This is a genomic window from Bacillus sp. FSL M8-0025, assembly GCF_037975475.1.
GTDB lineage: Bacteria > Bacillota > Bacilli > Bacillales > Bacillaceae > Bacillus > Bacillus subtilis.
This window is the reverse complement of sequence record NZ_CP150258.1, coordinates 496080-517922: the sequence shown is the minus strand read 5'-3', so window position 1 is coordinate 517922 and position 21843 is coordinate 496080. Positions and strand designations below refer to the sequence as shown.

Genomic DNA, 21843 nt, shown 5'->3' with positions numbered 1-21843 from the left:
ATCACTAGTTGCTTTATACCCTCGTCTGACAGACGTTAAACCTTTCTCCGCAAAACAATTAACGTAAAATCATCGTGAAGCTGAAAATCCTGCAATTTGAGGAGGCTGTCATAAATGTTTTTGACCATTTCCTGCGCGGAGGAACACATATGTTCCTCAATGAGCTTCTGCAGATCAGGACGCTCCAAGAAACCGTTTTCCGTTCTGCATTCTGTGACGCCGTCAGAAAATAAAACAATCATATCGCCCTTTTCCAGATGCTGATCGAATTGTTTGTAGTCATAGTCCTGCGAGATGCCGAGAACGAGTCCTTTGGCCTCTAAATCGTAAAACGTGTTGTCTTTTTGAGAATAATAGAATCCCGGTTCATGTCCCGCTGAAGCATATGTAAATTGATGCTTGTCCATATTGTAATTCGCATAAAACATCGTAATAAACATACTGGCATCAACGTTTTGTTCAACAACACGATTCAAATTTTTCAGCACTTGAGAAGGGTGTATGCCCGTTTCCGGCAAAGAGTCCATTGCGTATTTAATCATGGACATGCATAAAGCCGCTGGAATGCCTTTTCCGATCACGTCCGCGATTGCGATATTGATGGATTCCTTGTCTTTGACAAAGTGGTAGTAATCACCGCTCATCTGTTTAGCGGGAACACTGATGGCGCCGATATCCAGCGCTTCCTCCTGAGGAACTTTAGTTCCGAGAAGCGTCTGCTGGACATTTGCCGCGATTTCAATTTCTGATTTGATTTCCTGCTGTATCCCTCTAAGGGTTTGATGCTCCTGATAAGCCATTCCATAGCCAATCATGACTTCTATTAAAAAATCCAGCGAATGAAACACATCTTCCGGGAGACTTGGATACAGCTCCTTCAGCACTTTTCTGTGAACGCTGATGATTTCTTCCGGAGGAATTTGGTGCTCGATTGTTTTTCGGCTGAATTTTTGGGCTTGATATAAAGATGTTTCTGTTAATTCGGCTATATATCGACTAAGCAGCTGATGATACCGCTGCTCAATAACCTCCCTAAAATCCACGTTCTTACCTCCTACCGAAGCCATTTGATGGCTTGTATCTCTGTTCCTTCCCCCGCTACGGAATTTAAGCTGAATTCATCCATCAGCCTTTTGACCCCGGGAAGTCCCGCACCAAGTCCTCCAGACGTTGAAAACCCGTCTTCCATGACTTTTCGGATATCAGGAATTCCCGGCCCTTGGTCTTCCGCTATAATTTTCAGGCCTTTTTTTCCTCTGTCTGCGACCTGTTCAATTCCAATCTGCCCTTTGCCGGCATATAAATAAATATTCCTGGCTAATTCTGAAATAGCCGTTGTAATTCTAGCCTGGTCTACCGTGCCGAAACCCAGTTCTTTCGCAACGTTTCGTCCCAGCTGTCTGGCGGCCACAATATCCCATTCTGTCATGATTCTTACACAGGATTGGTCGTTCATTCGCTATTCCCCCAATTCCCGCTTCAATGTCTCAAGCCCCTGCTCTAAGTCGAGCGCAGTTTCGATTTCCTCAAGTGCGATTCCAAGTTCAATCAGCGTCACTGCCACAGCAGGCTGAATGCCGGTCAAGACGACTTTAGCCCCCATTAACTTAGACATTGTAATGACGTCGCCCAGCACTTTCGCGATAAATGAATCAATCATATCCACAGATGTCAGGTCAATGACGACTCCGTTAGCACCTGTTTCGTATATTTTATTTAATAAGTCTTCTTGAAAGGTTAATGCTGTTTGGTCATCAAGTTCCCACTGAATGGACACTAATAAGCAATTATACAGTTTCAAGATCGGGATTTTCGGATGTCTCAAAATGTTATTCCCCCAATGAAACGATTTTTCGATCCGTCATTTCCAATGCTGTTTGAATTCCTTTTTGCAGGGTATTCTTAGTTATAACTTGGGATAAATCAATCCCCAAATTGACGATGGTTTGAGCAATTTCCGGGCGGATTCCGGCCAGCAGGCATTTTGCTCCGACAAGCCTTACAGCTTCTGATGCCTGAATAATATGATGGGCAACCATCGTATCGACGACAGGGACACCTGTAATGTCAATCAGCACGACTTGGGAACGGTGTTTGACGACGCCATTAAGAAGGTTTTCCATAATTCGTTTCGCGCGTTCGGTATCAATTGTTCCGACAAGAGGCATCACAGTGATATTTTCAAACACCGGGATAAGCGGCGCAGACAGCTCTTGCAACGCGATTTTTTGCAGAGATACTGTTTTTTCCCATGAGATTGAGTATTGATTAAAAATTTCTGTGTTAATCGGGCTGAAAAAGCGGTCAATCTGCCAGATTAATTCCGTGCTCTCTTGATCTGGCAATCTCTTATCATTCATTTTCGTGTAGAGACGCTTCCAGAATTCAGCAAACGCAGTAGCCAAAAACTTCATAGATAGTCCGATTTGGACCGCTCGAAGCGCCAGTTCGCTGATTTGGCTTTCAGCAGCATTTTCGTCCTTAACAGACAGCAACAGAATGTCGATATATTCTTTAGATATATTTTCATACACTTGGTCAGTCAGCTGATAGGATTCTTGCTCGCTTAATTCTTTTAGTGTGTCAGTCCACAGTTGGAGCAGTTCATTTTGATTTTCGGCAATGAACTGGTATACAGTCTGGTTCGACATCAAATTCGCTTACCTCCCAATAAAAAACAACATATTTTTTCGTTATTTCACTATTATATCGTTTATGTTTTTTGAAAACAAAAAAAGTTGCTCTATTTGAGCAACCTGCAAATATGTCTAAAAATCAATGAGTGCCAAACTGATTTGTAAGGCTTCATCAACCTTATCCATCATTTCATCATCCAGATGAGTAATCTTATCCGTTAACCTTTGCTTGTCAATCGTCCGAATTTGCTCCAGCAAAATAACGGAATCTCTTTCAAAACCGTAGCGTTTTGCATCGATTTCGACGTGGGTTGGTAATTTCGCTTTCTGTATTTGTGCTGTTATGGCTGCAACAATAGCAGTTGGGCTGAAGCGATTTCCGATGTCATTTTGGATCACTAAAACCGGGCGCACCCCGCCTTGCTCTGAGCCAACAACAGGAGATAAATCAGCAAAATAAACATCGCCGCGTTTCACAATCAAATGATTATCCTCCGCTGACTAAGCGCTCAACTGTCGTTTCAGCCTCGCACTCCGCAAAGTGAGCCTCAGAAGAAATATTCAGGTTGATTTTCGCCATTTCCATATAGCCGCGTCTCATCAAATCACGGTTGTGACGAGTTGTTCGTTCGCTGACATACGCTCTCACTGCTTGTGATATCAGTTCGTTTCTGCTTCGTTTCTCCCGCATCGCTACACCATCCAATTCAGCTACTAGGTTTTCGGGCAAGCTGATTTTCATTTCGGTTCTTGCGCTGGATTCAGACAAAAAACATACACCTCCACCAAACTTACGGATACGACTCTTTTATCCATCCAGTGATAATGATACCATTATTCACTCTTCAAGCAAAGCTGTTTTATGAATTCTCCATTTAGGTAAGTTAATTGCTTGTATTTACCTGCAATAAAGGATTTCTTACTTCCATTATACTCCCATTTTCCAAAAACATACGGGGAACACGGGAACTTATTGTACAGGCCACCTCATAGTTAATGGTTTCAAGCCTTCCTGCAATCTCATCCATGGAAATACATTCATCCCCCTGCCGGCCTATTAATGTGACTTTTGTGCCCGGCGGATATTCCTGATCCAGCTCCACCATAAATTGGTCCATGCAAATTCGGCCGGCAATTTTCAGGCGTTTTCCCTTCACAAGGATGTCGGTCCCTTTCAATTTTCGGAGCCAGCCGTCCGCATAGCCTACAGGCACCGTCCCGATCCATGTATCTTTTTCTGCTGTGTACTCGGCTCCGTAGCTGACGCTCTCGCCTTTTCTGATCAGTTTGACATGTGACAGCGTCGAATGCAGGGTAAATGCCGGACGCAGCTGAAACGGTATCTCGTCCGAAATGTCAGCAGACGGGCGAAGGCCATACATGCCGATGCCGAATCTGACTGCATTAAAAAAGCCTTTTTTCAGCCGGAGACCGGCGGCGCTGTTCGCGCAGTGGACCATCAGATTCTTTAACGGCAGCGGAGCAATCAGCTCTTTAAAGCGCTCAAACTGCATTAAGAAATAGCCTCTTTCTTTTTCATCCGCTGTCGCAAAATGGGTAAATACCCCTTTGCACTTTAAACGAGGGTTGCGGTCAAGAATGGCCATCACGTTCTGAACTTCTTCCTCTGTTTTTACACCAAGCCTGTTCATCCCCGTATCGACCTTCAGATGAAAATGAAGAGAACCTTTTTTCGTGTGGCGGGCTGCCTCCTGAAGCCATTCAACAGAATAACCTGTTAAGGTCACGTCATACTCAGCAGCGATTGCCACATACTCTGGGGGAACCGCGCCAAGCACCAATATAGGCGCCTTCAAGCCCTTTTTGCGCAGTGAAATCGCTTCATCCAAAATAGCCACAGCCAAGCATGAAGCACCTGCGTCAAGAGCAGCCTTTGCTGTTTCTGCATCACCATGCCCGTAGGCGTTTGCTTTCACAACTGCCATCAGGTGGACATGTTCACCGATATGTTTTTTCATATTGCTGACATTTTCCTTTATCGCGGACAAGTCAATTTCCGCCCACGTATCTCTGTAAAAAGGTTTTGTGCTCATTACGACACTTCCTAGCTTTTATTCAATATCATTTACATATCATACTAAAATTAAAGGCTAAAGGGAAACGATGTCTAACGAAAAAAAGGCCAAATCATGTTTGGCCTTTGGCGGTTATTTCGATGATTGTCCCTGCATGCTTTTCGCTACTGTCACCATTTCCTCTTTAGAAAGATCTTTAGAAGAGAGAAGGTAATCTACGCCGTCATATGTCCATGATAATGATGCATCCGACAGGGCGCCGATGGTGTAGCCGAGATTTACCGGTTCGCCGTTCAGCGTAACGGAGGAGGAAGCCTTCGCAATCTGGGCTTTTTCCTGAATTAACGTAAATGATTTTTCTCCTCCGTACGTCATGATGATGCGCTTCCCGTCTTCAGTAGATATATCTTTTTCTTCAAGCAGCTTGACGCCAAGCGGCAGTTCCAGCGGCGTTTTGACCGCGAATGTATCGGAAGGCTTTGCGCTTGTGGCAACATCCATTTGAGAAAGGGTCATATTTTTCTTTTCGTCAAATGATTCTTTATCAAATTGTTTATTAAATTCAAAGCTGCTGAATTCTACTTTGACCATCACTTTCCGGTCAGTATCCATCACTTTGACAGATGACGGGCTCATATCTTTTTTGTTAAATGTGATTTCTTGCGTGGGCAGCATTTTGTTATGCTGATAATTTGTTTTTGTTTCGAATACGTATTTCTTTTCTTTCGCTGTGAAAACTGCATCCGAATCGTTTTGAACATCCTTTACGAGCGATTCAAACAGATAAACCTGGCTGCTGTTGTTCGGCCAATCGCTTTGAAATCTGAAGCTCTTATTTAAAGACGGCGTGAGAACGAATACTCCGTTTTCATTTCGTAAAATGACTTGGTTTTGGTCCTTTTTCGGATTTTCTAAATAAACCCTGTACAGAGACGGCTTTTTGTGCCAGATTTCCACATTGTATACTTGAGGCTCACTCCCTGTCTCGATGGTCATTTTCGCTTTTGCTTTGTACGAGGTGTATTCTTTCGCCTTTTCATCTAACCCGGCCACAATATCTTGCTGTGTTTTTTGCCCGCAGGCAGAAAGAATAAGAACAGCAAGCAGTCCCGTTAAAAGCAAAACAAAGCTTTTTCTCACCTTTTTCAACCCCTTTTTCTCAATTGATGTAAAAGGAAGAAATCGCTTGTTTGACTTTAACGGTACGCTCGGTACACGTTTAGGCAGAACAGATGCGTACCATAAAAGCCTCAAACAACTTGTCTCCCTTAATGCACTATCAAATATATGAGTGGGGTTTCCCTAATATGCAGACTAGCTTGACAACCTTTCAATCACAACCTGCGCGGCAGCGTATTCTTTTGTATGAGTGATCGATACGTGAACGGCAGCCTGGCTCAGTTTCGTGCAAATGATATAGGGCTTGCCATTTTGGTCTTTCCTAATTTCAATGTCCTGAAAGCTGAGCTGCCTCCCAATGCCGGTGCCAAATGCTTTCGAGAAAGCTTCTTTTGCCGCGAATCTGCCCGCGAGAAATTCGATTTTTCTTTTCTCTGAAAGCTCATAGTATTGGTCAAGCTCGCTTCGCGTCAAAATCCGCTCGGCAAACCTTTTCTGGCGTCCAGCCATAGAGGCGATCCGTTTAAGCTCGGTAATGTCCAGCCCAATGCCGTAAATCATGTATGATAACCTCCTTTGCGTACGTACTATTTAAATGGTTTGTCTCATAAACGTGTTACTATAGATATACCAAAATGAAGAAAAGGGGCTCGGAATGTTTATACGGACTGAAAATTTTCAAACGTTTATCAGGCTTTACCCCGTTGTCACCTTTATATTGGCTTTGCAAGCTGTTCTCTGGCTGTTTTTTTCACTTCCTGCCCATTCAGTCGTGTTATGGAGGGATACCGTCACAGGCTATAACCTAGGTGTCGCAAACGGGGAATGGTGGCGGCTGATCACACCGATTTTGCTGCACGCCGGTTTCACACATCTGCTGTTTAATTCCATGTCCATCTTTTTATTTGCCCCGGCTTTGGAACGCATGCTGGGAAAAGCGCGTTTCCTTCTTGTATACGCCGGCTCCGGCATCATCGGCAATATTGGCACTTATGTTACAGAGCCGCTTGATTACGTGCATGTCGGTGCTTCAGGCGCCATTTTCGGGCTATTCGGCGTGTACCTATTTATGGTTCTTTTTCGCAATGAGCTAATAGGGCAGGAGCATTCCAAAATGATCATCACACTGCTCGCATTTGCCGTTCTCATGTCGTTTATCAACTCCAATATTAACATGATGGCCCATCTGTTTGGACTATGCGGCGGGCTTCTTCTTTCGTTTTTATTCGTGCAAAAAAAAGAGCGGCGGTATTAACCGCCGCTTCAGATTGTTGACAAAATCCTAAAATGGTTTTCATTTTAGGATTTTGTCATCTTTTCAGCGTGATTGAAAACCCTTGAAGTCTAGGAAGGACGAGCATAGGAGCGGAGCGAATGTTCTAATTCGTGAGCACCGAAGCGCAGTCCTGACAACGAATGCGAGGGTTTGTCGACACGCTGGAGCGGCGGTATTAACCGTCCGCTTTTTCATATGAGTACCAGTTTAAAATGAAGGCTGCATCCTCTTCACCTACATCCCTCACCGTTAATTCTTCCATATGGCTCGATGATTTCACCGAAGTAGAAATGGTATACAAGCGGCCTTTCTTTTGGAAATAGGATTGGCTGAACTTGCAGACCTGCATTCGTTTTTTCAGTACAATGGCGGTTGTTCTGCCTATAAATCTAGACGTCAGCTGAAGACGGTCCCCGTTGATCGTCCATGCAGCCTCTTTATACGCGAGATAGCCGAAGAGCAACTCTATCGGCAGCAGGCTGACTGACAGATAGCCCCATGGCTGAAAGAAGATACATAACGGAATGATCAAAAAGAGTGAAAAAATGACAGAACGGAACAAATAGCGTTTCAACGCGCGCCGCGGCAGGCGGCGGCAGTTTTCTTCCAGCGTATATTCCGGCGTAAATGTTCGGAGCATGTGCGGAAGCTTTTTTTTATGAATCATTGGAAAGAGAATGGTCAAAGCGCCTTCTTCTTTTTCCCGGTCGCCGCCTCCTGCGCTGACGATGGACACCGTTACAAAGCCGAAAAGCTGGCGAATGATATTTTCTTTGATTTTAATGGCTTGTATTTTTCGCAATGGAATCGTGACTTGATGTTTTTCAATAATTCCCCTTGAAATCACCAGTTCCTGCTCTTTTTTTATGATTTGAAAGTTCGCGTATCTAAACATCATGCCCGCGATGCTGAAAATCCAGGCGATAAATAAACCGATAAAAATCAGTACCGCGTAAATACCGATGCTGGCGTGCTGAAGGAAGGAAAACTTATCGAATAACCAATCCATTGGCAGCACTTCATCAAGCTGGGAAATAAGTGCAAATACAGCGGAGATAATGACTCCGATTCCGCCGGAGGTAGAAGCGGCCATGAGCAATTCTTTCGCGTTCATGCGATAGTGCTCTTGCACCTCAACGGCCGGAACCAACTCCTCTTCAGCTTCAAGCCGTTCTTCATCAAGTTCATTTTCTCGTCTTTGCGCTTTTTTCTTAAAGACAGCTTCTTTGATGCGTTCCGCTTCTTCAACAGAAATAGCAGAAAGAACGGCTTCTGCCTCCTTGCCTCCGCCTGCTGTTTCAATTTGCAGCTTCACAAGCTTAAAGATTTGCTGGACAAGGCCTGCGCTCGTATTCATCGTTTGAATCCGATCAATCGATATGTATCGCTTTTTCGTAACAAATAAGCCTTCTTCGATTCTAAATTCATCATCTTCAATTCGATAGGTAAACCTTCTCCATTTGATAATGCTTGCCGCTACAAGCCAGATGAATAGCACACCGAGCGCAATGGCTCCGTAAAAACGGACAGTATGGTTTGAATTGACAATATACACAAAAAAGAATGGCAGAATGATATTTTTTATCGTTTGAATAATGGTATGGCATAAATTCAAAATGACTGCTGCCGGGTGCAGGCGTTTCGGTTCAGACATCATCGTCAGTCACCCTCGCCAGACGGGAAATGGAGTCTCTCAGCCGATCCGCTTCCTCCATCTCTAAAGCGGGGATCGAATGAACGGTCGCGGCCGTGGAAATTTTCACCGTTGCCAGGTTGTATTTTTTTAATAATGGCCCTTGTGACGTATCGACGTGCTGAACTCTGACCATCGGAACAATCACACGTGTTACCACAAAAATACCTGACTGAATATCTATTTCATGTTCATGGACTTCATATCGCCACACCTTATGACGGACCTTCGGAATGATAAAGACCGTCACAATCGATCCCAACAGCCAAACCGCGCCGAGCACGCCGCTGATCCAGTACGGCCAATGAAAATAATAGCTTAACACTGCAACTGCAATGACAATAAGTAAGCAAACAGCAGATATGATGATCTCTTGAAGTCGCCAAACCTTTAATCCGTCTGGACTGATTTGGTTTTTTGGCTGCTCTCTCAAAAATACCTACCTCCCTTTTTTTCGTCGTTATTTATACGTCTCTTTTACAGAAAGGTTTCATTCTTAAGCATACAGAGAAAAATGGCTTCCGTCAGCTGAAAGTTTGCTGAATAACAAATCGCGAACATAAAAAAGCCCAAAACATCATGTTTTGGGCTCTGAATCGATCAAATTAGTAAGATTTTTTCTGGCGTCTGTCACCTGAAGAACGACGATCGTTTGAACGCTTTTTATCGTAGGAAGAACGGTTGTTGCTTTTCCCTTTTCCGCCGCGGTAGCCGCCGCCTTGACCGTCTCTGCGTTTAGAAGAGCGCTGGTTCTTGTAGCGTTTGCTGACCATCGGCGCTTCGTCTGTTAAGCGAACCGGTGTGTCGTCTGGCTCTTTTGTAGCCATTTTGATAGCCGCCGCAACCACTGTTACTGCATCATGATCTTCAAGCAGCTCAGCTGCCGCTGTCATGTAGAAGTTCAGGTTGTTTTCACTGATTGTTGTGCGAAGACGTTCAACAGTAACCTGCTGCTGGCCTTCTAACGCTTCATCAAGTGTAGGCTCCTTCATGCGGTCCATTTTGCGTTTTGTTGTTTGTTCAATTGCGCGAAGCATGCTTTTCTCACGCGGTGTAATGAACGTCATCGCCATACCTGTTTTTCCTGCACGGCCCGTTCTTCCGATACGGTGAACGTAGCTTTCAGGATCTTGAGGCACGTCGAAGTTGTATACGTGTGTAACACCTGAGATATCAAGTCCGCGAGCGGCAACATCAGTTGCGACTAGAACTTCGATTGCGCCTTCTTTAAATTTACGAAGCGCAACCATACGTTTCGCCTGCGTTAAGTCACCGTGAATACCTTCAGCTGCATATCCGCGAAGGTTCAGAGCTTCAGCCAGTTCATCGACACGGCGTTTTGTACGTCCGAATACGATCGCAAGCTCAGGAGACTGAATGTCAAGAAGACGAGTCAGTGTATCGAATTTTTTGCGTTCTTGCACTTCCAAATAGAACTGCTGAATGTTAGAAACCGTCATTTCTTTCGCTTTTACTTTTACGTGTTCCGGCTCAGTCATGAAGCGCTCTGCAATGCGTTTGATCGGCGCAGGCATTGTGGCAGAGAACAGAAGTGTCTGATGCTCGCTTGGCACGTTTGAAAGGATAGATTCAATATCGTCAATGAATCCCATGTTCAGCATTTCATCCGCTTCATCCATTACAACGGTATTTACGTTGTTTAAACGAATGGTGCGGCGGTTGATGTGGTCAAGAAGACGGCCAGGTGTTCCGACAATAATATTCGGATTCTTCTTTAACGCCCGGATTTGCCGTCCAATATCCTGTCCGCCGTAAATAGGAAGAACCTTCGCACGTTTATCTTGTCCGATTTTATACAATTCTTCAGATACTTGAATGGCTAATTCACGGGTTGGCGCGATTACGATTGCTTGAATATTAGGAGACTCGGGGTTAATTTTTTCAACAAGGGGTATACCAAACGCAGCTGTTTTACCTGTACCTGTTTGCGCTTGTCCAATGACGTCTTTATTTGAAAGTCCGAGCGGTATCGTTTGTGCCTGAATCGGTGTTGCTTCTTCAAATCCCATACGATTAATTGCTTTCATGAGATCAGAACTTAAATTAAAATCTTGAAACGTTATAGTCAAATTATTCAAACTCCTTCTAATTGCTGTTTCAGTAATGTCGTGATTTACCACTTATAAAACTGCCCTTTAGACAAGAAGGACAGGATCCATCCGTATACAAAGCCCGAATTACTTTAAGTTTTATCTTACCATTACACTATTTGTTTTTCAATAAGATGAGAAGCAGATCGGCATCTCGAATATGCCGGCTGCTGCTCCATCCGCTCCCAAGAATCCAGCGGAGAACTTCGGGTCACGATGAAAAGTCCGGACGAATATGTTCGTATCGCGAAATAACCTATATATATTGTATCATAGCCGCAGCCGGCCAGATATACATAATTTTCGGCCGGCATACATTAGTGTTTGCACATCATGTTATTTTATGATGCAATATGCGTTTTTTCGCAAAATATTTTCTTATGAAAGCGGGCTCTCTATTAAATCTTTAACGATTTCTTCAAGCTTCATACCTCTGGACGCTTTGAATAAAATCAAATCGCCTTTTGATGCGTTTTCCTTCACAGCTTGGAGGAGATCTTTTTTCTCAGTGTAATGGCTGACGCGGTCTTTCTCAAAGTGTTTCAGGGCGCCTTCCGCGATAAAAGCTCCCAGTTTTCCGTACGTAAAGACGCGGTCAATTTTATCAGGGCTGATCACAGCGCCGCACTCTTTATGGAACGTTTCTTCAAGATCGCCGAGTTCAAGCATATCACCGAGCACGAGCATTTTTTTGCCGTAGCCTTCGAGGCTTTCTGTCAATTGAATTGCAGCTTTCATGGAAGTCGGGCTCGCATTATAAGCGTCATTGATTATCGAAAGGCCGCTGTCTGTTTTGATGAGTTCAAGTCTCATCCCGGTTACCTTTAGGCCGCTCAGTCCTTTTGCCGCACCCTCAGGCGTGATGCCAAAATAAGCTCCTGCAGCAATCGCTGCCATGGCGTTCATCACATTGTGCTTGCCGAGTATTGGAATAAAAAACGTGTTTTTTATCCCTTTGATTGTAAAATGGGTTCCTTCCTCACTCTGGCTGACATCCTGAAGCTGATAATCATTATGCGCTCCCGTACCGTACGTTTTCGTCTGGCAGCTGTATGCATTTTGAAGAAGCGGTTCGTCCCCGATATAAATCAGCACTCCGTCTTCTTTAAGCCCGTTAATGATTTCAAGCTTCGCCTCCGCGATGCCCTCTCTAGAGCCAAGGTCTTGCATATGCGATTCGCCGATATTCGTAATCACTGCCGCATCCGGGTTTGCCAGTCGGCTCAAGAGGTCAATTTCTCCTTTGGCGCTCATTCCCATCTCCAATACGGCGATCTCCGTATTTTCAGGCATCGCTAAAACCGTCAGCGGCAAACCGATATGATTATTGAAGTTTCCTCCAGTTTTGTGGACACGGTACTGGGTCCCCAATACGGCGTGAATCATATCTTTTGTTGTCGTTTTGCCATTGCTTCCGGTTACTCCGATGACACGCGTGCCAAGCTCCTGCAAATAGGCTTTTGCAAGCTGCTGAAGTGCAGTAAGGGTATCGTCCACTAAAATGACGGCGTGATTCTCGGGCGGATTTGGTTCTGACCGATCCCAAAGAACAGCCGCTACACCAGCTTCAAAAGCCTGCTCCACAAAAGTGTGGCCGTCAAAACGTTCCCCTTTCAGCGGAATGAAGAGCTGATGTTGTTCCAGTTTTCTTGTATCGGTTGCCACTCCATGAATGACTGTTTGTTCATATTGCGGATTTGTTAGTGTGCCATTAACCATTTCGGCAATGTTTTTTACTGTTCGCTTAATCAAGTAAGGTCCCTCTCTTTCTTTTGTATATACGGGAAAAAACACTGCCCTTTTACCGGCAGTGTCCTTCTTCATTAGAATGTATGCTTAATCAATTGTTTTTCAGCGTGGCGTTCTTTTGCAAGCTCCACAAGCTGTTCAATCAGGTCAGCATATTCCACTCCGGCTTCTTTCCAGAGCAGCGGGAACATGCTGAAAGGTGTAAAGCCAGGCATTGTGTTGACTTCATTGATCAGAACTTCGCCGTCAGCTGTCAGGAAAAAGTCCGCTCTGACGAGTCCTGAACCGTCGATCGCTTTAAATGCTTTGATCGCCATATCACTGATTGTTGCGTATTCCTCATCAGTCACAATCGCCGGAATCATCAGATCAGTATCTCCATCCTCATATTTCGCTTTGTAATCGTAGAAATCCGTCTTCGGTGCGATTTCCCCCACAACAGAGCATTTAGGATCGTCATTTCCAAGAACGCCGATTTCGATCTCGCGGCCGTTAATGCCTTCTTCGACGACGACTTTGCGGTCATATTGGAAAGCAAGCTCAAACGCTTTTTGCAGTTCTTCACGGTTTCGGCATTTGCTGATTCCGACACTTGAGCCGAGGTTCGCCGGTTTTACGAAGCAAGGGTAGCCTAATTCCTGTTCAACCTGCTCACAGCTTTCTTTCGGAGAACGAGTCCAGTCTTTCTTAAGGAAAGCTGCGTATTTAGCCTGAGCAAGGCCGGCCTGAGCAAATAAATGTTTCATGACAACTTTATCCATGCCGGCTGAGGAAGCAAGCACTCCGTTGCCGACATAAGGAATGTTCAACAGCTCGAGCATTCCCTGGATCGTACCGTCTTCTCCGTTCGGTCCGTGGAGGAGCGGGAATACGACGTCGATGGCTTCATTTTGCTGTGACGCTTCCTGCGGAAACATCTCCTGGTTCAGGGCAGCTGGAGAAAAAGCACTGCCTCCTTGCTCAAATTGAAGCATTTTCACGTTTGAAACAGGCTCAGTTAAACGGGCGCCTCTAACCCATTCGCCTTTTTCTGTTATATAAATCGGATGTATATCAAACTTCTCAGTATTTAGCGCTTTGATTACAGCCAGAGCCGTCTGCAGGGAAACATTATGTTCTGCCGACTTTCCTCCGTACACTAATCCTAGACTTGTTTTCAATGGATACTCCCCCCACTACAATTCATCTTTACTATCTTATCATTTTCACCGGAAAATGATCTAATTATTTTTGGGCATGCTGATGTTGAATGCATTTGTATGTAATTCCTTTTTATTTTATATTAAAATGGCATTGAAAAGGAGATGTGACATATGAAAAAAATCACAACAAACGAACAATTTAATGAACTGATTCAATCTGATAAAGAAATCATTGTAAAGTTTTATGCTGATTGGTGCCCAGACTGCACACGCATGAATATGTTCATCGGCGATATTTTGGAAGAGTACAACCAAAACGATTGGTATGAGCTGAATAAGGACGAGCTTCCTGACCTGGCTGAAAAATACCAAGTAATGGGCATTCCCAGCCTGCTTATTTTCAAAAATGGTGAAAAAACAGCTCACCTTCACAGCGCCAATGCCAAAACGCCTGAAGAAGTGACTGAATTTTTATCTGAACATATAAGCTAATTCGTTAAACAGCCTTATTTTATGTCGTCAGGCTCTACATGAACATGAACATGAGTGACATCGTGTTCATGTTTTATTTTGTCTTCTACTTCATCCGCCACTCCATGGCCTTCTTCTACTGTAAGCTTCGGATCAACCGTAATGACCATCTCGATATGAACTGTACTGCCTAAATACCTCGCTTTCACATCCTTTAGGCGATGCACATTTTCGATCCTGCCGACGGTCTGTTTGTAAGGCTCAAGATCTTTTAAATGGAAGCCGTCTGTTAAGGAATGTGAAGCGTCTTTAAAGATATCCCACGCAGTTTTGCAAATGATGATGCCGATGATAAAAGCCGTTACCGGATCAATCCACGGCAGCTTCAGCTGGGACGAAAAAACACCGATAAACGCGCCGGCACTTACAAAAGCGTCTGACCTGCTGTCCTTTGCCGCTGCCATCAGGGCAGAGCTTTTAATGGACGCTGCCAGCCTTTTGTTATATAAATAGATGCCATACATAAACACAGCACTGCCTAACGCCGTCCATGCCGCGATAAGATTTGGCGTTTCCGTTGTGCCGCCCGCAATCGCTTTTCCTCCGCCGATTAACACTTCAATGCCGACTGCCATCATAATAAAAGACGCAACAAGAGACGAAATTGTTTCAGCCCGATAATGGCCGTATGGATGATCGCTGTCAGCCGGTCTTTGAGAAATCCGCAATCCTATCAGCACTGCTACTGACGCAACAATATCTGTTCCATTATTTAACCCGTCTGCTCTCAGCGCTTCAGAATGATATAGAATCCCGATGACTAGCTTTACAACAGCAAGAATGACATATGCAAAAATATTGAGGAGCGCCCCTTTTTCTCCCTTTTTCAGATTTTCTGTCCGCTCCATTGAATACCAGCCTCCATTCTATTACATAGTATGGTTCAAAACATGAAAAATAGCAGGGTGCGTTCAATGAAGCGGAATATTTCGACAGCAAATTATTGCCCGGGAAACTTTTTGTCGATTTGTTGAATGTTTGTAAATTGGCCAAGAATAGGACTCTTTTCATCTTTACAGGCTATTGCGGACATTGTATACTGAAGTTAATTGATAATGATTATCAATATCGTTTGATTGGAGGTTGGTGACACAATGACACCTCAGTCTGCAGAAATCAGAAAAAAACAGCTCATTCATCTGTTAATACAGAATGGTATATACAAAAAGTCAAAGCGTCATCTGTATGAATTGTCGCTGACGGAGTTAGAAAGTGAATACAACCATGTCAGGAGGGCGCCGGAGCATGCCGAAGCGTAAAGTGAAAACTTACCAACAGCTGATCCAGGAAAACAAAGAGGCGATTATGGGCAATCCAAAGCTGATGAACGTTATTTATGACAGGATCGACCGCAAGCATCAAAAAAATCTGCAGGAGCAAAACAATACATAAAAAGAGCCGGCTAGGCTCTTTTTTTATGACTCAAACGCTTCAGCTGCCAGCTTGTGTATCACGGCGTCATCCATCGGCGGGTTGTGAAGACCGGCGCGCACATCACGGTAATAGCGCTGAAGCGGGTTGGTTCGTTCCAGGCTTTTGGCCCCGACAATTCTCATCGCTTTATCAACAACAGACAGCGCAGCGTTTGTGACGATATGTTTCGCCGCACCGAGCTCGCTGGTCAAGTGTGGACGCCGCTCCGGATCGTCATACAATTGAGCGATATGGAAAAGAAAGTGTCTGGCATTGAGCAGTTCAAGCTCCATTTCGCCTGTTCTTTGCTGTACGGCCGGGACATTCTTGATCGGTCCATTCAAGCTGTTTGGAGAATACTCAGATGCAAATTGCACTGCATAGTCACGAGCAGCTTGAGCCACACCAAGATAAATCGCAGGAATGTGAAGCAGCCAGCCATTCGGCTTAGCTCCACGAGGCCCTTGAAGCAGTTCCACCAGCTTATTCTCATCAAGCATAACTTCGTTCAGTACAAGGTCATGGCTCCCAGTCGCCCGCATCGCCATCATATCCCACGTTTCTTCAATCGACAAGCCGGGATCATCTTTATGAATGAGAAACACGCCTGTTGTTTGTTTGTCCTCAATCCATGCGGTTACTAAAAAATAATCCAGAGCTTGTGACATCGTCGTAAAGGTTTTTCTCCCGTTCACTGCCCATTTGCCATCCTTTTTGACGGCGTGTGTACCGGGACGCCCTCCTCTTGTCGGGCTTCCGGTTTTCGCTTCAGTCGCCGCCCTGTTAATGACAGCTCCGTTTTGGACTTCCTTGGCAACAAATGCAAATACGTCTTCATCCCAGCTGTTGCCTTCTCCAAGCTCCCCGATCACGCTCAAATGCCAGCCGATGCTAAGAGCCGTCGGAGCATCTCCCCGTGCAAGCCGTTCTTGAAACAGGAGCATATCGTAAACAGAAATGCCCCCTCCGCCATGAGATGCCGGCAATGTTAATGCTGTATACCCAGCATCACGCAGTTTTTGTATTTTCTCTGCAGGAAAACGTCCCTGTTCGTCATCTTCAGCAGCTGTTTGCTGAAATTCATCCGCAATCCGTCCGATTTTCTCCATCCATTGCCGCTGTTGATCGTTTTGTATAAATAATGACATCCGGCAGCCCCCCAAGTTTTAATTCCGATAAATTTAATATGTATTATAGATTTCCTGCCATTTTTCCGCAACTGTTAATCTTTTTGTCCAGTATAAAAAAACACGCCGTTCCCCAAGGGAACAGCGCGATTACACAGGATTTGCATCCCGGTCTTGTTTCATGCCGAGATAAATCAGCATATATGTCAGGTAACCCATCGTCATCACCAGGCCGCCAAAGAAAAAGCTTGAGAAAATCGGCTCTTCAAAAGCGGTCACTGCGGCCAACACAATCCAGCTGGCATACAGATAGATGATAAAATAGCGGATGCCCGTCTTCATTTTATATATCATGTACAGTCCCACGAGAGAAAACAACCCAAGCGCGAGCCTGAAATAAACAAGATGTTCAAACTGAAACATGAATGACACAAATGAGAATCCAAGCAGCAATACGATCGGTAAAGCGGTAATAAAGTTCCTCAATCGAGACACCTCCGTCAGTACCTTTAGTATAAACCAAAATATCAAATGATATTGATTTACGTGAGCTTTTTCACAAAAATGTCATTCCTTGCCTTTAGACCCGAACATCCCGTTTACAGAAGCACCACCAGCCAACAACGATGAAGAATATGGCATGTATGATGAGAATTCCAATTGAAAACAATGGCGTCATGCCTGAAAACAACGCTGTCTCTCCGCTTCTGTATTGCGTAAAGTCAGTGTTCGCAAAAAGCAAAAAGCTGCCCCACTTGTTTTCAAACAACTTCATGAGCTGAACAAGTGTACTCGCTCCGTATAAAACGACAAAAGAAACAACAACTGCTACCGCGCTGTTGCGGAACAGCGAAGAACAAAGCAGCCCGAATAATCCCATCATTACAGCTTCAAGCCAGTTTGACCCGATCAGCGCCAAGGTGTTGACCAGCAATGTCTTTGATTCCGCAGTCACCGATGTGCCAAAAAACACGAGACCGAATAATAATGCCAGAATGTAGTATGCCAGATACAAATAGAAGCTGACCATCACGACTGTGATTAATTTTGACCAAAAGACCTTTTGGCGTTTAACCGGACGAATGAGCAAAAATTTGATCGTCTTTTTATCAAATTCCATCGAAACAATTGTTGCTGCAATTACGATCGTTAAAGCCTGCAGCAAAATGTTCAGGCTCGGTGTATACGATAAATAGCCGATGAAGTTTTCATCTGTTCCGGCACTGATGACAATCCGTTTAATGATCAATGCCATGAAGAATTGAAAGACAGCCATCAGGATAAGGGAAACCAAAGTGACCTTCCGATTAAAAAGTTTCATATGTTCATTCCAAATTAATTTAGACAAGCTCTTCTCCCTCCTCTTGATGAGCTGTTGTCGCTTTTATAAATTCGTCTTCCAGTGACTGCGTGTAAGGCGTAATGGAAAATACATTCAGATCTTGTCCGACAAGTGATCGGTTCAGCTCCGGTATGTTTTCTTTTGCCACCTCAACTACAATCGTCCCGTCTTGGCTCTCAGCTTGATATTGATTGCCTGTCAGCCAATTGAGCGCTTTTTCTTGCGGCTGCACTTCTATAATCGCTTTTTCTGTGGTTTGATCAGTTCCTTGTAAGCTGACTTCCGCTTTGATCTCACCTTTTTGAATGATGATGACACGGTCGCACAAGTCTTCAACCTCGCGCAATAAATGAGTGGCGAACAGGACAGCTGTTCCTTCCATTTCTGCGAGTTCCTTAACATGATCGCGAAAATCCTTCATCCCCGCAGGATCGAGGCCGTTTGTCGGTTCATCTAGAATGAGAAGCTTCGGCCGGTGAAGAATTGCCTGGGCGATTCCCAGACGCTGGCGCATCCCAAGGGAATAGGTTTTCACCTTATCATGAATCGCTGACTTCAGCCCGACACGTTCCACCACTTCATCAAGCCGTTCATCCACTATTTTTTTGTGCATATTCGCAAAGTGCTTGAGGTTTTCCCAGCCTGTCAGGTACGGATAGAACTCAGGGTTCTCAACAATCGCTCCAACCGCTTCCATCGCTTTTTCAAACTCTGTATCATGCTGGAATCCGCTGATTGTCACGCTTCCGCTGTTTTGTTTCAGCAGCCCGACGATGATACGGATGAGTGTTGTTTTCCCTGAACCATTTGGACCGAGCAGGCCGATGATTTCGCCCTCCATAACGTCCATGCTGATCTGTTTTAAAATCTGTTTAGACCCAATCTTTTTATCGAGGCCTTCAATATGTAAAATCGGCTCAGCCATAAAGCCTTCCTCCTTTTTCGACAAAAAATAAACAGTGCCCAACATTAGGCACTGTTTGTATTATAGCATTTGTTGCTTCCAAATGTTTGGTTAAACCGATGATGAGCGTTTGCTCCGACTGTTTGTTCTTTTCAGTTTCTGTAATGATGACAGGCATTGTCACCTGTTGTGTTCACCACTGTGCGAAGCAATGCCAAGCTCCGATTCCGAGTCTTAATTCCATGCCCTGAACAGGCAGGCCGGCAGATCGAGGCACACTCATTATTCGATTTTAAACTACATTTTATCGCTATTCTCTCGGGGTCCTTTAGACCTATCTTCCTTGTTGGTGACATCCAGAATATCAAGGAGAAACACAAAGATCGGAATCCCGATAATTAAACCCCAAATGCCGAAAAAGTGTTCAGAGAAAATGAGTACTGTGAAGGTGAAAAAAATTGGCAGCTCTGTTTTCGCCGACATCAGCTTCGGATTTAAGAAATAGGTTTCGATCGCATGAATGGCGAATATGACAAGGACAATGTAGAGCACATACATTCCACCGCCAGTGCTGTAGGCGATAATGCTGAGCGGAATCAGGGAAATGACGACGCCTGCTACAGGGATCAATCCAAGGAAGAACACCATAATCGAAAGCCCAAACAGCTGCGGAAAATGCATAATCCAAAGCGCGATAAACGTCAGAATACAGTTGACGAGCGCAATGATAAATTGAGCCTCGAGCACCTTGCCGAACGTTCTTGCAAATTTGCTTCCGAAAAAAGCAATCTCCTCATAAAAGACCCTCAGTTTGCTCGTTTTAAATTTCGCCATGAATTCAGAAAGCCGTTTTTTCTCAAATAAGAAAAACATGCTGAGAATGAGCGCCATCACGACCTGCAAGCCGAATGTGCTGATATCGGCCAGATACGTATACACTACATTGAAGCCCTCTTTGACATATGAACTGATGTTAATATCTCCGAAGACACTGGTGATCTCATCAAAGAAAGGGATGCTGTCAGGATGATACGCAATATGTTTAATCTGCTTTACCAGCTGCTGGATCTGTGCCGCGACGACCGGATAAAACACAAAGCCCCCGACTGTAAGCAGCACAGCCAGCAACATGTAAAGAAACGTAATGACAACCCGCTGGCTCACGCGGAAGAACTGGCTTACAAACTGCCGCACGACAAGCTCCAAACGATCCATTAGAAATGTGAAAATGAAGGTAAGCAATATTAAGTTGATCATGCTCTTAAATAGATATAACACACCAGTTAACACGACAAAGATGGAGAAACGCCTTACTCCCGGGTGCTGAAAAAATTTAACTAAAGCGGCCATTTATACACTCCTGTTAGGACAAACGTCCTTCATTCAATATAGTATCCATTTGTAAATTATATAACAAAAAAATGCTGAGGTCTCTGTCCTTACCTTAATAATTCTTAAACAATTAAAAAAACGGCCCCATGGATGGGCCGTTTTTTTTTCAGACTGCTGTTTTCATTTTTTTCATGCCTTCAACAGCCTCTACGCTTTTTGCTTCATCAAATTCATTTTCGCTTTTTGCAACAATGATCGTGGCGATTCCGTTTCCGATCAGGTTCACAATGGCTCTTCCTTCACTCATGAAACGGTCGACCCCGAGCAGGAGTGCAAGCCCCTCCAGCGGAATGACCTGCAGCGCTGACAGCGTTGAGGCAAGGACGATAAATCCGCTTCCCGTCACACCTGCCGCTCCCTTCGATGTCAGCATCAGAACGAGGATAATCGTAATTTGCTGGCCGATGCTGAGGTCTACCCCAAACACCTGTGCCAAAAAGACAGTCGCCATTGATAAATAAATGGATGTGCCGTCGAGGTTAAACGAATAGCCCGTCGGAATAACTAGCCCGACAACGGATTTGGAACAGCCGTAGCGCTCCATTTTATCCATCATACGCGGAAGCACCGATTCGGAAGAGCTTGTGCCAAGCACGATCAAAAGCTCATCCTTAATGAAGCGAAGGTAATTCCACAGGCTGAATCCGTAAAGCTTGCAGATGATATTTAAAGCAACAAATACGAACAGGAACATCGTAATATAAACAGACATCATTAAGCTTGCCAGCGGTTTGATGGAATCGAGTCCGAAGTGTCCGATTGTATACGCCATCGCCCCGAATGCCCCGATTGGCGCGGCACGCATAATGTAGCCGATAATTTTGAAAAAAACGTGAGAAACCTTGTCGAAGAAATCAATGACGCTTTTCCCTTTTTCACCTAATGCCGCAAGACCCACTCCGAAAAGAATAGAAAAGAATAAGACCTGCAAAATGTCCCCTTTTGCGAAGGCATCAACCATGTTGGATGGAACAATGTGTGTAACAAATTCAATCCAGTCGATTCCCTGACCGCCATTTTGCGTGTATTGTGATACATCTCCCTTTTCAAGCTTGCTGTAATCAAGACCCGCACCCGGCTTCATAATATTGACGACAAATAAACCGATAATGAGTGCGAGGGTGGTGACAACCTCGAAATAGATAAACGCTTTTCCCCCTACTTTTCCAACCTTCTTCATATCGCCCATTTTTGCAATCCCGAGAACGATTGTGAAGAAAATGATTGGTGCGATCACCATTTTAACAGCGTTGATAAATGTATCGCCAAGCGGTTTCATTTCTTTGCCGACATCCGGCCAGACCAGCCCGACAATGACCCCGATGATGACCGCGGTTATGACCTGAACTGTTAAATTTTTAAACAGTTTCAT

26 protein-coding genes are annotated in these 21843 nt (G+C 44.5%); 4 read left to right on the top strand and 22 right to left on the bottom strand.

Translation table 11 applies throughout. The features are described from left to right. Positions 1–35: 35 nt before the first annotated feature. The 9 genes from rsbU to acpS form a co-directional block, all read right to left on the bottom strand. Positions 36–1043: a phosphoserine phosphatase RsbU gene (gene rsbU / locus MKX38_RS02650; protein WP_015252763.1), complete on the bottom strand. Its 1008-nt coding sequence runs from the start codon at positions 1041–1043 to the stop codon at positions 36–38. 11 nt (positions 1044–1054) lie between these two features. Continuing rightward, positions 1055–1456, bottom strand: coding sequence for a serine/threonine-protein kinase RsbT (gene rsbT, locus MKX38_RS02645; protein ID WP_003246640.1), 402 nt, complete (start codon positions 1454–1456; stop codon positions 1055–1057). A 3-nt stretch (positions 1457–1459) separates the two neighbouring features. Then, positions 1460–1825: an RsbT antagonist protein RsbS gene (rsbS, locus tag MKX38_RS02640; protein WP_003225190.1), complete on the bottom strand. Its 366-nt coding sequence runs from the start codon at positions 1823–1825 to the stop codon at positions 1460–1462. Positions 1826–1829: 4 nt separating this feature from the next. Next, a complete protein-coding gene (gene rsbRA, locus MKX38_RS02635) occupies positions 1830–2654 on the bottom strand; it encodes an RsbT co-antagonist protein RsbRA (protein ID WP_015252765.1) in 825 nt (274 codons plus the stop codon). A 114-nt stretch (positions 2655–2768) separates the two neighbouring features. Beyond that, complete coding sequence (gene ndoA, locus MKX38_RS02630) at positions 2769–3119, bottom strand: type II toxin-antitoxin system endoribonuclease NdoA (protein WP_003156187.1); 351 nt, start codon at positions 3117–3119, stop codon at positions 2769–2771. Between the two features lie 4 nt (positions 3120–3123). Beyond that, a complete protein-coding gene (gene endB, locus MKX38_RS02625) occupies positions 3124–3405 on the bottom strand; it encodes a type II toxin-antitoxin system antitoxin EndoAI (protein ID WP_003225183.1) in 282 nt (93 codons plus the stop codon). A gap of 115 nt (positions 3406–3520) precedes the next feature. Continuing rightward, positions 3521–4690: an alanine racemase gene (gene alr / locus MKX38_RS02620; RefSeq protein ID WP_032722929.1), complete on the bottom strand. Its 1170-nt coding sequence runs from the start codon at positions 4688–4690 to the stop codon at positions 3521–3523. Positions 4691–4804: 114 nt separating this feature from the next. Next, positions 4805–5821 carry an outer membrane lipoprotein carrier protein LolA gene (locus MKX38_RS02615; RefSeq protein ID WP_003234282.1) on the bottom strand — a complete coding sequence of 339 codons (1017 nt, stop codon included), beginning with the start codon at positions 5819–5821 and terminating at the stop codon, positions 4805–4807. 165 nt (positions 5822–5986) lie between these two features. Then, the gene (gene acpS / locus MKX38_RS02610) at positions 5987–6352 is read right to left on the bottom strand and encodes a holo-ACP synthase (protein WP_015252768.1); all 366 of its coding nucleotides are present in this window, start codon (positions 6350–6352) and stop codon (positions 5987–5989) included. A gap of 94 nt (positions 6353–6446) precedes the next feature. On the opposite strand from acpS, the gene MKX38_RS02605 reads away from it, so the two are divergent. Next, entirely contained in the window at positions 6447–7046 is a 600-nt protein-coding gene (locus MKX38_RS02605; protein ID WP_032722928.1) for a rhomboid family intramembrane serine protease, read from the top strand. A 196-nt stretch (positions 7047–7242) separates the two neighbouring features. Here MKX38_RS02605 and MKX38_RS02600 read toward each other — a convergent pair whose 3' ends face one another. The 5 genes from MKX38_RS02600 to MKX38_RS02580 form a co-directional block, all read right to left on the bottom strand. Beyond that, a complete protein-coding gene (locus MKX38_RS02600; RefSeq protein WP_339188516.1) occupies positions 7243–8724 on the bottom strand; it encodes a PH domain-containing protein in 1482 nt (493 codons plus the stop codon). Further along, positions 8714–9193 carry a PH domain-containing protein gene (locus MKX38_RS02595; RefSeq protein ID WP_003234318.1) on the bottom strand — a complete coding sequence of 160 codons (480 nt, stop codon included), beginning with the start codon at positions 9191–9193 and terminating at the stop codon, positions 8714–8716. Before MKX38_RS02595 ends, MKX38_RS02600 begins: the two co-directional genes overlap by 11 nt. Before the next feature lie 172 nt (positions 9194–9365). Beyond that, positions 9366–10850, bottom strand: coding sequence for an ATP-dependent RNA helicase CshA (gene cshA / locus MKX38_RS02590; protein ID WP_003246685.1), 1485 nt, complete (start codon positions 10848–10850; stop codon positions 9366–9368). 399 nt (positions 10851–11249) lie between these two features. Beyond that, positions 11250–12623 carry a UDP-N-acetylmuramoyl-tripeptide--D-alanyl-D-alanine ligase gene (gene murF, locus MKX38_RS02585; RefSeq protein WP_116316461.1) on the bottom strand — a complete coding sequence of 458 codons (1374 nt, stop codon included), beginning with the start codon at positions 12621–12623 and terminating at the stop codon, positions 11250–11252. 71 nt (positions 12624–12694) lie between these two features. Next, positions 12695–13780 carry a D-alanine--D-alanine ligase gene (locus MKX38_RS02580; RefSeq protein ID WP_014475870.1) on the bottom strand — a complete coding sequence of 362 codons (1086 nt, stop codon included), beginning with the start codon at positions 13778–13780 and terminating at the stop codon, positions 12695–12697. 153 nt (positions 13781–13933) lie between these two features. Here MKX38_RS02580 and MKX38_RS02575 point away from each other — a divergent pair, with 153 nt between their 5' ends. Then, complete coding sequence (locus tag MKX38_RS02575; RefSeq protein WP_003234326.1) at positions 13934–14254, top strand: thioredoxin family protein; 321 nt, start codon at positions 13934–13936, stop codon at positions 14252–14254. 14 nt (positions 14255–14268) lie between these two features. On the opposite strand, the gene MKX38_RS02570 is transcribed toward MKX38_RS02575, so the two are convergent. Continuing rightward, positions 14269–15141 carry a cation diffusion facilitator family transporter gene (locus MKX38_RS02570; RefSeq protein ID WP_014475869.1) on the bottom strand — a complete coding sequence of 291 codons (873 nt, stop codon included), beginning with the start codon at positions 15139–15141 and terminating at the stop codon, positions 14269–14271. 246 nt (positions 15142–15387) lie between these two features. Between MKX38_RS02570 and MKX38_RS02565 the strand changes: the two genes are divergently transcribed. Together MKX38_RS02565 and fbpB are read left to right on the top strand one after the other, a co-directional pair. Continuing rightward, complete coding sequence (locus tag MKX38_RS02565) at positions 15388–15552, top strand: Fur-regulated basic protein FbpA (RefSeq protein WP_014478893.1); 165 nt, start codon at positions 15388–15390, stop codon at positions 15550–15552. Next, positions 15506–15685 (top strand): Fur-regulated basic protein FbpB, encoded by a 180-nt coding sequence (gene fbpB / locus MKX38_RS02560; RefSeq protein ID WP_072592579.1) that lies wholly within the window; start codon positions 15506–15508, stop codon positions 15683–15685. Before MKX38_RS02565 ends, fbpB begins: the two co-directional genes overlap by 47 nt. A gap of 23 nt (positions 15686–15708) precedes the next feature. Here fbpB and MKX38_RS02555 read toward each other — a convergent pair whose 3' ends face one another. The 7 genes from MKX38_RS02555 to dctP form a co-directional block, all read right to left on the bottom strand. Then, entirely contained in the window at positions 15709–16854 is a 1146-nt protein-coding gene (locus MKX38_RS02555; protein WP_015715274.1) for an acyl-CoA dehydrogenase family protein, read from the bottom strand. 129 nt (positions 16855–16983) lie between these two features. Next, complete coding sequence (locus MKX38_RS02550) at positions 16984–17319, bottom strand: hypothetical protein (protein ID WP_003225151.1); 336 nt, start codon at positions 17317–17319, stop codon at positions 16984–16986. 94 nt (positions 17320–17413) lie between these two features. Next, positions 17414–18181 carry an ABC transporter permease gene (locus MKX38_RS02545; RefSeq protein WP_015715273.1) on the bottom strand — a complete coding sequence of 256 codons (768 nt, stop codon included), beginning with the start codon at positions 18179–18181 and terminating at the stop codon, positions 17414–17416. Then, positions 18174–19100, bottom strand: coding sequence for an ABC transporter ATP-binding protein (locus MKX38_RS02540; protein WP_181216799.1), 927 nt, complete (start codon positions 19098–19100; stop codon positions 18174–18176). The genes MKX38_RS02545 and MKX38_RS02540 overlap by 8 nt, the downstream gene beginning before the upstream one ends. Then, positions 19093–19257, bottom strand: a complete 165-nt coding sequence (locus tag MKX38_RS02535) for a hypothetical protein (protein WP_014475863.1) — start codon at positions 19255–19257, stop codon at positions 19093–19095. Before MKX38_RS02535 ends, MKX38_RS02540 begins: the two co-directional genes overlap by 8 nt. Positions 19258–19376: 119 nt before the next feature. Further along, positions 19377–20429: an AI-2E family transporter gene (locus tag MKX38_RS02530; protein WP_015252777.1), complete on the bottom strand. Its 1053-nt coding sequence runs from the start codon at positions 20427–20429 to the stop codon at positions 19377–19379. A gap of 148 nt (positions 20430–20577) precedes the next feature. Continuing rightward, positions 20578–21843, bottom strand: coding sequence for a C4-dicarboxylate transporter DctP (gene dctP, locus MKX38_RS02525; protein WP_014475862.1), 1266 nt, complete (start codon positions 21841–21843; stop codon positions 20578–20580).